The sequence below is a fragment of the Nocardioides sp. genome (assembly GCF_036401255.1).
Classification (GTDB): domain Bacteria; phylum Actinomycetota; class Actinomycetes; order Propionibacteriales; family Nocardioidaceae; genus Nocardioides.
This window is the reverse complement of sequence record NZ_DASWVI010000193.1, coordinates 1-12,195: the sequence shown is the minus strand read 5'-3', so window position 1 is coordinate 12,195 and position 12,195 is coordinate 1. Positions and strand designations below refer to the sequence as shown.

Below are 12,195 nucleotides of genomic sequence, written 5' to 3'. Positions count from 1 at the left end.
CGGCCGGTCCCCGGCCGCACCCGCAGTGAAGGACCATCCATGAACGTCTACGACGACGTCACCCAGCTCGTCGGCAACACCCCGCTCGTGCGGCTCAACCGGGTCGTCGGCGACGCCGGCGCGACCGTGCTCGCCAAGCTCGAGTTCTACAACCCCGCGAACAGCGTCAAGGACCGCATCGGCGTGGCGATGATCGACGCCGCCGAGGCCTCCGGCCAGCTCCAACCCGGCGGCGCGATCGTCGAGGCCACCTCGGGCAACACCGGCATCGCGCTGGCGATGGTCGGCGCCGCGCGCGGCTACCGGGTCGTCCTGACGATGCCCGAGACGATGTCGAAGGAGCGCCGCGCCCTGCTGCGGGCCTTCGGCGCCGAGCTGGTGCTGACTCCCGGCAGCGAGGGCATGAACGGCGCGGTCCGCCGCGCCGAGGAGATCGCGGAGACGACCGGCGCGGTGCCGGTGCGCCAGTTCGCGAACGCCGCCAACCCGGCCGTGCACCGCGCCACCACGGCCGAGGAGATCTGGAAGGACACCGACGGCGAGGTCGACATCGTGGTCGCGGGCATCGGCACCGGCGGCACGATCACCGGCGTCGGCCAGCTGCTCAAGGAGCGCAAGCCGGGCGTCCAGATCATCGGCGTCGAGCCGGCCGAGTCGCCGATCCTCAACGGCGGTGCGCCCGGTCCGCACAAGATCCAGGGCCTCGGCGCCAACTTCGTGCCCGAGATCCTCGACACGGACGTCTACGACGAGGTGCTCGACGTACCCGTCGAGGACGCCGTGACCTGGGCCCGCCGGGCGGCGACCGAGGAGGGCCTGCTCGTCGGCCTGTCGTCGGGCGCCGCGATCCAGGCGGCCGTCCAGGTCGCCCGGCGTCCCGAGAACGCCGGCCGCACGATCGTGGTGATCATCCCGTCGTTCGGCGAGCGCTACCTCTCCACGCTGCTCTTCGAGGGGCTGGTGGACTGAGATGACCGCCCCGGCACTCCCGGCGCCTGTCGGTTGGCGTCACCGCCTGCGTGAGGACCTGCGCGCCGCGCGGGAGCAGGACCCCGCCGCCCGGTCGACCGCCGAGCTGGTGCTGGCCTACCCGGGCCTGCACGCCGTCTGGCTGCACCGGCTGGCCCACCGGCTCTGGCAGCGGCCCCGCGGCCGGCTGCTGGCCCGCGTCGTGTCCCACCTCGGCCGGGGCCTGACCGGCATCGAGATCCATCCGGGCGCCACGATCGGGCGCCGGCTGTTCATCGACCACGGCATGGGGGTCGTGATCGGTGAGACCGCCGTCGTCGGCGACGACGTGCTGCTCTACCACGGCGTCACGCTGGGCAGCCGCTCCGCGGTCGACGGCCGCCGGCACCCGGTCGTCGGGGACGGGGTGGTCATCGGGGCCGGCGCCCGCGTGCTCGGACCGGTCACGATCGGCTCGGGCGCCCGCGTGGGCGCCAACTCCGTCGTGGTGCGCGACGTCCCGGCCGGCCGCACCGTCGTCGGGATCCCCGCCCACGAGGCCGACACGCTCGCCGAGTGGGCGATCGACCCCGCGATCTTGATCTGACCCACCCCGTTTCGCTGTAACGCCCTGTTACCCCCACTGCGCCCCGTGTTGCAGCGGGGTGTGAGGAGAGGGTAAACGGGCGTTACAGCTCAGGGCCGCGCTCGCCTGGGCGGTCAGCCGCGGTCGGCCGCCAGGTGGGCGATGCAGCGGCTCGGCTCGACCAAGGGCTCCAGCGCCGTGGCGCGTACGCCGGCGCCGGTCTGCTCGAGCACGCCGCGGATCAGCCCGAGGTGGACCGCACAGACCACGTCGTGGTGCCGCTCGGCGACCTCGAGGAACGGGCAGTGGCTGACCTCCAGGCGCAGGTCGTCCGGCTCGTCGACGACGTGGGAGTCGAAGCCGACCGCGTCCAGGGAGGCCACCAGGACCTCGAGCGCCGCGGCCGGCTCGGTGCGCTGGAAGGGCGGGGTCGGGGGCGTGAGGAAGCGGCCCCACGCCGTGCCCGCCGCCTCGGCGGTCGCCGACGGCTCGGGCAGGCGGTCGGCGAGCACACCGGTGAGGATCTCCGCGAGGAGGCGGTAGCTGCGGTGGGCCGCGGCCGGTGCCGCGTCCGCGGCGGCGTAGAGCACCTTCGGGCGGCCCGGCGTGCTGCGCTCCTCGCGTTCGCGGACCACGAGCCGGTCCTCGGCGAGCGCGTCGAGGTGGAACCGCGCCGAGTTCACGTGCAGCCCGAGCCGCGCGCCGACCGCCGCCGCGGTCATCGGCTCGGTGGCGTCCTGGAGCAGCGCCAGCACCCGCGCGCGGGTCGGCCCGAGCCCGTGGGCGGGGTCGTCGGTACGGCGCAGGCCGTCCCAGCCGTCGGTGTCCATCGCGATCATCGTTCCATGCGGCGCCTCGCGGCGGGTCACCCCGCGTGGGCCAGCCGGCCGGATCCCAGGTCGGAACCCAGATCGGATCCCAGGTCGGGGCAGCACGGCGGGTGCGCGGCCGCCGTGCTCGGGACCGGGTCCACGCCCCGCCGGGTGAGCTCGGCCCCCAGCCAGGCCAGCGCCGCGGCCCCGTGGAGCGGTGCGGCGGCGCCGACCCGCAGCACCGGGCCGGCGCCGAGCCGTGGCCCGGCCCGCCATCCCTCGGCCCATCGGGCGACGAGCCGTCGGATGGCCGGGTCCCGGGGCTCGCCGCGCGCGGTGAGCCGATAGGTCCAGCCGTCCGGTACGCCGGCGCCGCTGCGGACCGCGTCCACGACGAGCGTGCGCACCAGCAGCGGGTCGCCGAGGTCGCACCCGTGCACCCAGAACGCGTCGAAGAGCAGCTGCCGGACGCAGGCGGCGGCTTCGGCGGCGTACGCCGCGGCGTACCCGGCGAGCGTCCCGGTCGACGGCGCGCACGCGAAGCCGGCCAGGCAGTACGGCAGGTCCTCCTCGGGCAGCAGGTGCGTCAGCACCCGGTCCACGTCGGCGCGCAGGTCGGTGAACCCGGTGCCGGCCCGGCGGGCCGGACGCACCGACACGGCACGCCAGTCGACCTCGACGCCGGCGCCGGCCAGCGCCGCGGCCCGGCGGGAGGCGAGGTAGCTCCACGGATCGGTGAAGTCCCCGTAGAGGACGAGCGGCGGACCCTGCGCTGGCATTGTGGCTCCTCCCGGTGGTATAGGTTCGTTTCTACAATAAGTTCGTCGAAATGCCAACCAGGAGGAGCGATGGCCTACGTCATCGGCGAGCCGTGCATCGACGTCACGGACCGCGCCTGCGTGGACGAGTGCCCGGTCGACTGCATCTACGAGGGCGCCCGCTCGCTGTACATCCAGCCCGACGAGTGCGTCGACTGCGGCGCCTGCGAACCGGTCTGCCCGGTGGAGGCGATCTTCTACGAGGACGACCTGCCGCCCGACCTCGTGGCCTACCAGGAGGACAACGCGCGGTTCTTCGCCGAGGCCCTGCCCGGCCGGGACGAACCGATCGGATCGCCGGGCGGGGCGGCCAAGCTGGGGGCCTTCGGGGTCGACACCGAGCTCGTCGCCAACCATCCTCCGCGGGAGGCCTGACATGGGATCGGAGAGCACCGTCTCGGCGCTGCTCGAGCAGGAGCACCACGACATCGACGCCGGCATCGAGGCGTTCCTCGCCGGGCTCGACCGCGACGAGCTGCACCTCGAGGAGCTGGCCCGCGCGGGCGCCGCGCTGCGCCGCCACATCTACCTCGAGGAGGCGTTCCTGTTCCCGCCCCTGCGGGCCGCGGGACTGCTCGCACCGGTGCTGGTCATGCTGCGCGAGCACGGCGAGATCTGGCGCACGCTGGACGCGATCGACGACCTCGACGCGGCCGCCGCGCCCGCCGCCGTACGCGACCGGTGCCGCGAGCTCCTCGAGCGGCTCGCCGCGCACAACGCGAAGGAGGAGCCGATCATCTACCCGCGCGGCGACGAGGCCCTCGACGACGAGCAGACCGTCGAGCTGCTCGACTTCATCGACTCGGGGCAGCTGCCAGAGGGGTGGGTCTGTGCCCAGGCCTGAGCGCCGGCCGGCGCGCCGAGGGCGCCACGCCGCACCTGACGGGACGGTTCACAAGACCGGTACCCTTCGCTACGTTGGCCCAGAATCGTCGATCTCGGGAGCGACCTCATGACACTGCACGCACGGCCGGAGAGTGGGGTCGAGCGGACCGAGCTCAACCTCTCCAAGGGGTGGATCCAGGGCATCGTCCTGGTCATGGTCTTCGGGTTCCTGGTGATGGGCATGCTCGCCGCCCGCACCTACACCGACTCCATGCCGCTGCCCGACCGGGTCGTCGGCGAGGACGGCCAGACCGTCTACACCGGCGACGACGTCACGGCCGGCCAGGAGATCTTCCTGCGTCGCGGCCTGCAGCAGTACGGCTCGATCGTCGGCCACGGCGGCTACCTCGGACCCGACTACACCGCGGAGTACCTGCGACTCTCGGCCGAGGACATCAAGCAGTCCTTGACCGACGCCGGCACCCAGGACCCGAGCCAGGCCACCAGCGACATGCTGCGCGAGAACCGGTACGACGAGGACTCCGGCGACCTGGTCTTCACCGACGAGCAGGTGGCGGCGTTCGACGCGATCCAGCAGCACTACGCCGACTACTTCGGCGAGGACAGCACCAAGTACGGCCTGATCCCCAAGGCGATCACCGACCCCGAGGACATCCACCAGCTCACCGCGTTCTTCTCGTGGACCGCGTGGGCCGCCGCCGCGGAGCGGCCCGGGCACGACTACTCCTACACCAACAACTGGCCCGCGGAGCCGCGCGTCGACAACGGCCCCACCGCCGACATCGTGGTCTGGTCGGGGCTCTCGCTGGTCGCCCTGCTCGGCGGCCTGGGCGGCCTGTTCGCCCTGTACGGGCGATGGAGCCGCCAGATCGGCTGGCACGCCACCGAGCAGCCCGCGCTCGCGTTCCGGCAGCCCGGCGAGGTCGAGATCACCCCGGCGCAGAAGGTCACGGCGTACTTCTTCTTCGTCGTCGCCGTGCTGTTCCTCGCCCAAGCGCTGCTCGGTGGCGCGATCGAGCACTACCGAGCCGACCTGGCCAGCTTCTTCGGCATCGACCTGGCGCAGGTGCTGCCGTTCAACCTGGCGCGCACGTGGCACGTCCAGCTCTCGCTGTTCTGGACGGCGGCGTCGTTCCTCGCGGCCGGGATCTTCCTCGCGCCGATCATCTCGGGGCGCGAGCCGCGCAAGCAGCACCTGCTCACGTGGGGGCTGCTGGTCGCGGTCGCGATCGTGGTGTTCGGCTCGCTCGCGGGCGAGGCGATCAGCGTCTTCGGCGCCGACTGGGCCAAGGGCTCGATCTTCTTCGACCAGCAGTGGGAGTACCTCGACCTGCCGCGCTTCTGGCAGCTGCTGCTCGTCGTCGGCCTGTTCTTGTGGATCGCGATCGTCTACCGCGCGATCCGGGCCCGGCTGCAGACCGAGCACTGGCTGAACATGCCGTGGCTGTTCTTCTACGCCGGCCTCGCGATCCCGGCGTTCTACGCGGTCGGGATGCTCGCGAGCACCGGCTCCCACCTGACGGTGGCGGAGTTCTGGCGGTTCTGGGTCGTCCACCTGTGGGTGGAGGACTTCCTGGAGCTCTTCACGACCGTGATGGTCGCCTACATCTTCGTGATGCTCGGCGTCGTACGCCGCCGGATCGCCATCCAGATCATCTTCCTCGACGTGATCCTCTACTCCGCGGGCGGCGTCCTGGGCACCATGCACCACCTGTACTTCTCCGGCACGCCGGTCGAGCACATGGCCCTGGGTGCGTTCTTCTCGGCCCTGGAGGTCATCCCGCTGACGTTCCTGACCGTCGAGGCGTGGACGTTCCTCCAGCTCGGCTCGCGCCAGCAGACCCGCAGCAGCGCGCCGTTCCCGCACCGCTGGGCCGTGATGTTCCTGGTCGCGGTGGGCTTCTGGAACTTCGTCGGCGCGGGCGTGTTCGGGTTCTTGATCAACCTGCCGATCGTGTCGTACTTCCAGATCGGCACCGCGCTGACCGCCAACCACGCCCACGGCGCGATGATGGGCGTCTACGGGATGATGGCCGTCGGGCTCGCGCTGTTCGCGCTGCGCTACATCGTCCCGGCGTCGCGGTGGCCCGACCGGCTCGCGAAGCTGTCGTTCTGGTCGCTGAACATCGGCCTGGCCTGGATGGTCTTCGTGACGCTGCTCCCGCTGGGCGTCGTGCAGCTGTGGCACTCGGTCAACGACGGCTACTACGAGGCGCGCACGCTCGGCTACATCGACGACCCGGGCAACGCGGTGCTCGAGTGGATGCGGATGCCCGGCGACTTCGTGTTCATCCTCGGCGGCGTGCTGCCCTTCCTGTGGATCACCTGGCTCGGTGTGTGGCGCGGCATCAAGCCCACGACCGACACGCTGCCGCCGGAGACGCTGTTCGTCGAGGAGCACGCCGAGGCGGCCGAGGACCGCACCGGGCAGCCGGTCGGCGGGGTGCGCTACGCCTCCGACCGGCGTACGGACGAGGCGAGCCCATGACGGCCGCCTCGCTCGCCACGGTCGGCAGCGACGTCTGGCTCGCCAGCGGCTACTGCCTGGCCCTGGTCGGCCTGGGCCACGTGATCGACGCGCTCGCCCGGCGCGCGGCGTCGGTCGCCGAGGGCGGTGCGTCCTTCGGGTTCACCTACCACGCCGACCACGACGCGTGGCGGTGCCCGCAGGACCAGTGGCTGTGGCCGAAGTCGTTCGACCCCGACAACCGGGTGATGCGCTACCGCGGGACACCGAGCATCTGCAACGCCTGCCCGGTCAAGGACACGTGCACGACCTCGCACTCGGGTCGCGAGATCCAGCGCGCGGTCGACTCCTGGCCGGCCTCCGAGGCGGCGAAGTTCCACCGGGGCATCGCCTGCTTCGTCGTGGTGATGGGGCTCGTCTGGCCGGTGGCCGTGGCCAGCACGGCGCCCGGCGCGACCGCGCTGGTCGTGCTCGCGGTCGCGGTCGTCCTCGCCCTGCTGCTCAGCCTGCCCCTGTGGTCGCACCTGCGGCGCACCCACGTGTTCCTGCCCGAGGGGATGGCCCACGTCACGCTCGACGCCAGCCTGCTCGAGCGCGAGCAGCACGCCGCGGCCTGGCGGGCCCGGCGCAGCAGCTACGGGTCGGACAAGCGTCGGGACCGGACGGTGTCGCCATGATGGTCGTGATCGTGCTCGTCGTCGTGGTGGCGCTGCTGGTGCTGGGACTCACCTCGCTGCGCGTGCTCAAGGAGTACGAGCGAGGCGTGGAGTTCCGGCTCGGCCGGCTCCGCGGGCCGCTGGGTCCGGGGCTGTGCCTGGTGCTGCCGGGCATCGACAAGCTCTACCGCGTCGACCTGCGGGTGGTGGCGCTGACGATCCCGCCGCAGGAGGTCATCACGCGCGACAACGTGCCGGCGCGGGTCAACGCGGTCGTGCTGTTCCGGGTGGTCGACCCGGTCCAGTCCGTGATGGCCGTGGAGAACCATGCCGTCGCGACGTCCCAGATCGCCCAGACCACCTTGCGCTCCGTGGTCGGCCGGGCCGACCTGGACACGCTGCTCGCGCACCGCGCCGACCTCAACGAGGACCTGGCCCAGTCGATCGCCGCCCAGACCGGCCCCTGGGGCGTGGAGGTCGACGTCGTGGAGATCAAGGACGTCGAGATCCCCGAGGCGATGCAGCGGGCGATGGCCCGCGAGGCGGAGGCCGAGCGCGAGCGCCGCGCGAAGGTGATCAACGCCCGCGGCGAGCTCCAGGCCTCCCGCGAGCTGCGCGACGCCGCCGTCACGTTGAGCGAGGCCCCGGCCAGCCTGCAGCTGCGCTACTTGCAGACGTTGCTCGAGCTCGGCGCCGACCAGAACTCCACGGTGGTCTTCCCGATCCCCATCGACATCGTCAGCCCGTTCCTGGAGGCCATGCGCGGCCAGGGGCAGCCGGCGGGCCAGCCCGCGACCCAGCCGGCGAGCGAGACGGTGGCCGTCAACGGCCGCGGCCGAAGCGGCACCCCCGCGCCACCGCACGAAGGAGAGGACGCCCGATGACCCCCGAACCCCAATCTCCGGGCATGCAGTCTCCGGGCATGCAGTCTCCGGGCATGCAGTCCCCGGGCATGCAGTCCCCGGGCATCGCGCCCGGTCGCCAGGTCCGCCTCGAGCCGGTGCGCCCGGGGGTGTGGCTGATCATCCTGGGCACGGTGATCGCCGCGCTCGGCCCGTTGTTCGGCTTCCTGGTCGGCAGCATGGTGGGGATCGACGAGGACGCCGACCTCGACGCGATCTACCTCTACCTGTTCGCCGGCATCGTCGTCGGCGGGATCGGCGTGGGACTGGCCCTGCTCGGCGCGCGCCGGGTGCTGCGGGACCGCCGCGTCGAAGCCTGACCCCGGGCCCCCGGGCGTCCGGGACGCACGAATCGATGGTCTGAGCCGGGCGTGACGGTGAGATCCGTCGTTCTCCGCGATTCCGCTGTGACCGCGGCCCGCCGTGCCGACCATGCATGTCATGAACGCCTCGCCCGTCCGGGGGGCCAGGTTCCGCGGAGCCCGCGCTCGCCGGTGCACCGTCGCTGCCCTCAGCGCCCTGCTCGCCACACTGCTGGTCGCCGCCCTCGCCACCGTGCTCACCCCCGCGCCCGCCGGCGTCGCCGCGGCCGCGCGCCGAGGCTCCTTGACCGTCACCCCCACCGTCCAGGTGCCCGGGCAGGCGGTCCGGTTCCAGGGCAACATCGGCCGGACGGGTCGCCGGCCGGTGCACCTGCAGTCCCACATGGGCCGGGTCGGCGACCGATGGCTCGACGTACCGGGCTCGTCGTCGTCGACCAATGGACGGGGTGACTTCGACTTCGAGTTCCCGGCGCCGTCGATGCTGCGGATCAGCTATCGGGTGGCGGCCGCCGGCGGCCTGGCGACCAGCTCCTACCTGTTCACCGCGCGACCCCAGGAGCTGACCCTGACGCTCGCCGGGGAGGACCCGGACGTCCCGTTCTACTCCGTGGCGCCGCTGGCGCCGTTCACCGTGGTCGTGGACACGACCCCGGCGGTCCGCTCGGCGCTCGGCTCGCCCCCGCCGATCCCGGGGCGCACGGTGCTGCTCCAGGAGCGCGCCGACGGCAACCGCTGGCGCACGATCGACCAGGGCGTCACCGACACCGAGGGGCACGCGAGCTTCCGGGTCGCGGCGCCGCTGCTGGGCAGCCGGGTGCTGCGCGCCCGCCAGGAGCGCTGGACCGAGGGGCGCAACGAGATCGGCTGGTACGCGTCCTTCCCGGCGTACTTCACCGTCCTCGGCGCCCGCGCGCAGCCGCCGGCCCCGGCCTCGCGTGCCGCCGCCGTCGTGGCCGCCGCCGGCCCGAGCAGCCAGGACGTGCGCCCCACCGCCGCTCGGCGGTTCGGCTGGGGGCTGCCGCTCTACGACTTCGCCTGGGAGGCCGGGCAGGACCTCACCACGCGGCCCGCGCGCGGCACCCGGCCGCGGGGCACCTGGCTGGACACCTCCGACGGCACCGGCCGCGCCACCCCGTTCAACGGCGGGCTCGTCCTGCAGAGCAAGCTCCGTCACGGCGGCGTCGGCGACCTGGGCACCACGACCGCGACGTTGCGCGGCAACGCGCAGGCCCGCGGACGCTGGGAGTTCCGGCTCCAGGGCCACAGCTGGGAGGGCGGCCCGCGGCCCTACCGGTTCCTCCTGGAGCTGGTCCCGCCGGGCGCGCCGGTCCTCACCTGCTCCCCGCGCAGCATCGTCGTCGCCGACGCCACGATCGGCTCGCCGGGCCTGCGCCTGGGCGTCCGGTCGATCGACGCCGACGCGGTCTGGCGGCGCACGCTGGGCGGGGTGACGCTCGCGGAGACGCCGCTCAACATGGCGGTGGAGGTGACCCAGGGCCACGTCACGTGGTTCGTCGACTCGCGTCCGGTCGCGACGCTGAAGAGCCCCCGGGCGCGGCTCGGCACCGTCCTGGTCCCGCGGCTGAGCCTGGTCGGCGAGCAGCAGGAGATGAACGGCGCGCAGGTCGACTCCGACTGGCAGCGCAGCTGGGACCTCGGCCACGGCCAGCAGGTCGCCTCCGGTCCGGCCCCGACCCGGTCGGCGTACTCGTCGTCCTGCTGAGGGTCCTGCGCCTGCCGCGATGATGGGCTCGTCATGATGGGCTGGTCATGATGGGCTGGGCGCACCGACCCCGAAGGACCCATGACCGCCGCTGTCTCGTTCGACGTCCGACAGATCCCCTTCGCGACCCGCGGGTCGTGGTTCGACCTGTCGCCGGTCGTGGGGCTGCACACCACCGCCGACGACCTCCACCTCGTGTCCCACGTCGGCGGCATGCACGCCGTGCTCGCGCTGCAGCCGGTGCGCGAGGGGCGACCCGTGGCGACCGAGTGGCTGGCCACGCAGGCCGAGCTCGTCTGGCGGGCCGCCGACGGGGCCGAGGTCCGGGCGGCGTTCGACGGACCCTCGGCCGTGCGCCTGCGCGGCTCCGGGCTCGCGCTCCGGCTCGGTGACGCCTCGGCCGGGTTGACGCCGTTCACCGGCACCTACCTCTTCGAGGACCCCGTCGACGGGGCGCTGGTGTTCACCTCCTACGAGACCGGCCGGCGCTACCGCGTCACGACACTCGCCGGCACCGTCCGCGCGGAGGGTGCCGAGGCCCTGGGGCGCGCCGAGCGGGCCGTGCTCGCCGGCGCTGACGGGCGGCCCTGGGAGGTGGTCGTCGAGGAGACGACGACCGCGGCCCCGGCGTACCGCTCGGAGCTGAGCTTCGACCAGGTCGTCGCGAGGACGCGGCGGGCGTTCGACGAGTACGCCGACGCGATCGCCCCGTGGCGCACCGACGCGGTCCCGGCCGCTGCCCTGGCGGCGTACGTGCTGTGGTCCGCGACCGTCGCCCCCGCGGGCGAGCTGTCGCGCGAGTCCGTGCTCATGTCGAAGCACTGGATGGACAAGGTGTGGAGCTGGGACCACTGCTTCACCGCGCTCGCGCTGGCCGAGGGGCTGCCGGACCTGGCGATCGACCAGTTCCTCGTGCCGTTCGACCACCAGGACGCGGCCGGTGCGCTGCCGGACTCGGTCACGCACTCCGAGGTGCTCTACAACTACGTCAAGCCGCCGATCCACGGCTGGGCCCTGACCCGGCTCCGGGAGTCGCTCGGCCGCCCGCTCGAGCGGGCCGAGCTGACCCGGATCCACGACCACCTCGCCCGGTGGACCCGGTTCTGGCTCGACCACCGGCGCCGGCCGGGGCACCCGCTGCCCTACTACCAGCACGGCAACGACTCCGGCTGGGACAACGCCACCACGTTCGACCTCGACCGGGTCGTGGAGTCCCCGGACCTCGCCGCGTTCCTGGTGCTCCAGCTCGAGGTGCTCGCCGACCTGGCGACGGAGCTCGACCTCCCCGGCGAGCAGTGGACGGCGGAGCGCGACCGGGTCCTGCGCGCCCTGCTGAGCGAGCTGTGGACCGGCGCGTCGTTCACGGCCGTCGGCGCGCTCTCGGGCCGTCCGAGCACCACGTCCAGCCTGCTCCTGGTGCTGCCTCTCGTGCTCGGCGACCGGCTCCCGGGGCCGGTCCGGGACCGGCTCGTGGAGCGACTCGCGGAGCACCTCACCGACCACGGCCCGGCCACCGAGCCGGTCACGTCGCCGCACCACGAGAGCGATGGCTACTGGCGTGGCCCGATCTGGGCGCCGTCGACGGCCCTGGTGGTGGACGGCCTGCAGGCCTGCGGGTACGCCGAGCTCGCCGACACCGTGAGCGCGCGGTTCCGCCGGCTGTGTGAGCGGTCGGGCTTCGCGGAGAACTTCGACGCCCGCACCGGCGCGGGCCTGCGCGACCGGGCCTACACCTGGACGGCGGCCGTCTACCTCTGGCTCGCCGCCCGGGCCGTTGACGGGGCCGTCGACGGCCGATAGGGGCCGAACCGTTCAGCATCGCGACGGCGGTGCCGATAGGGCCTGGGTCAGGACCCGTCCGTCTCGAGGTAGTCCGTGCCCGACCCCCAGCCGACCGCGGCGTTCGCGTCGACCCTCAAGGACCTCCTGCTGTCCTGGGCCGGCGTGGGCGCGATCCTCGCGGCCGGCGCCGTGGGGTACGCCGGCGTGACCATCGCCCAGATCACCGCCATGGCGACCGCGGACGAGGCCGTCAGCGCGGTCGCCGACCCGCCGGCCCCCGCGACGTACGCCGTGCCGGCCGCGCCGCAGCCGAGCGCCCCCTCGAGCGCATC

General features: G+C 73.3%; 13 protein-coding genes. 11 read left to right on the top strand and 2 right to left on the bottom strand.

Features of this window, described 5'->3' with window-relative positions; genetic code table 11:
• Nucleotides 1-39 precede the first annotated feature (39 nt).
• Both cysK and cysE read left to right on the top strand, forming a co-directional pair.
• Complete coding sequence (gene cysK, locus VGD85_RS09160; RefSeq protein ID WP_331063144.1) at nucleotides 40-969, top strand: cysteine synthase A; 930 nt, start codon at nucleotides 40-42, stop codon at nucleotides 967-969.
• Between the two features lies 1 nt (nucleotide 970).
• Nucleotides 971-1,555, top strand: coding sequence for a serine O-acetyltransferase (cysE, locus tag VGD85_RS09155; RefSeq protein WP_331063143.1), 585 nt, complete (start codon nucleotides 971-973; stop codon nucleotides 1,553-1,555).
• A 113-nt stretch (nucleotides 1,556-1,668) separates the two neighbouring features.
• Here the strand turns inward: cysE and VGD85_RS09150 are convergent, their stop codons facing one another.
• A complete protein-coding gene (locus VGD85_RS09150) occupies nucleotides 1,669-2,373 on the bottom strand; it encodes a helix-turn-helix transcriptional regulator (protein WP_331063142.1) in 705 nt (234 codons plus the stop codon).
• A gap of 26 nt (nucleotides 2,374-2,399) precedes the next feature.
• The gene (locus tag VGD85_RS09145; protein ID WP_331063141.1) at nucleotides 2,400-3,125 is read right to left on the bottom strand and encodes a hypothetical protein; all 726 of its coding nucleotides are present in this window, start codon (nucleotides 3,123-3,125) and stop codon (nucleotides 2,400-2,402) included.
• A gap of 69 nt (nucleotides 3,126-3,194) precedes the next feature.
• Here VGD85_RS09145 and fdxA point away from each other — a divergent pair, with 69 nt between their 5' ends.
• The 9 genes from fdxA to VGD85_RS09100 all read left to right on the top strand — a co-directional run.
• Entirely contained in the window at nucleotides 3,195-3,539 is a 345-nt protein-coding gene (gene fdxA, locus VGD85_RS09140) for a ferredoxin (RefSeq protein ID WP_331063140.1), read from the top strand.
• Nucleotide 3,540: 1 nt separating this feature from the next.
• Nucleotides 3,541-4,008 carry a hemerythrin domain-containing protein gene (locus VGD85_RS09135; RefSeq protein WP_331063139.1) on the top strand — a complete coding sequence of 156 codons (468 nt, stop codon included), beginning with the start codon at nucleotides 3,541-3,543 and terminating at the stop codon, nucleotides 4,006-4,008.
• Nucleotides 4,009-4,116: 108 nt separating this feature from the next.
• Nucleotides 4,117-6,498 (top strand): nitric-oxide reductase large subunit, encoded by a 2,382-nt coding sequence (locus VGD85_RS09130; RefSeq protein ID WP_331063138.1) that lies wholly within the window; start codon nucleotides 4,117-4,119, stop codon nucleotides 6,496-6,498.
• The gene (locus VGD85_RS09125) at nucleotides 6,495-7,154 is read left to right on the top strand and encodes a hypothetical protein (protein ID WP_331063137.1); all 660 of its coding nucleotides are present in this window, start codon (nucleotides 6,495-6,497) and stop codon (nucleotides 7,152-7,154) included. Before VGD85_RS09130 ends, VGD85_RS09125 begins: the two co-directional genes overlap by 4 nt.
• Nucleotides 7,154-8,017 (top strand): SPFH domain-containing protein, encoded by an 864-nt coding sequence (locus VGD85_RS09120; RefSeq protein WP_414690788.1) that lies wholly within the window; start codon nucleotides 7,154-7,156, stop codon nucleotides 8,015-8,017. The genes VGD85_RS09125 and VGD85_RS09120 overlap by 1 nt, the downstream gene beginning before the upstream one ends.
• A gap of 38 nt (nucleotides 8,018-8,055) precedes the next feature.
• Complete coding sequence (locus VGD85_RS09115; protein WP_331063135.1) at nucleotides 8,056-8,355, top strand: hypothetical protein; 300 nt, start codon at nucleotides 8,056-8,058, stop codon at nucleotides 8,353-8,355.
• Between the two features lie 121 nt (nucleotides 8,356-8,476).
• Nucleotides 8,477-10,081, top strand: a complete 1,605-nt coding sequence (locus tag VGD85_RS09110; RefSeq protein WP_331063134.1) for a hypothetical protein — start codon at nucleotides 8,477-8,479, stop codon at nucleotides 10,079-10,081.
• An 81-nt stretch (nucleotides 10,082-10,162) separates the two neighbouring features.
• Nucleotides 10,163-11,881 carry an amylo-alpha-1,6-glucosidase gene (locus VGD85_RS09105; RefSeq protein WP_331063133.1) on the top strand — a complete coding sequence of 573 codons (1,719 nt, stop codon included), beginning with the start codon at nucleotides 10,163-10,165 and terminating at the stop codon, nucleotides 11,879-11,881.
• 75 nt (nucleotides 11,882-11,956) lie between these two features.
• Nucleotides 11,957-12,195, top strand: a 239-nt coding sequence (locus VGD85_RS09100; protein WP_331063132.1) for a hypothetical protein, incomplete at its 3' end; no start/stop codon positions are given.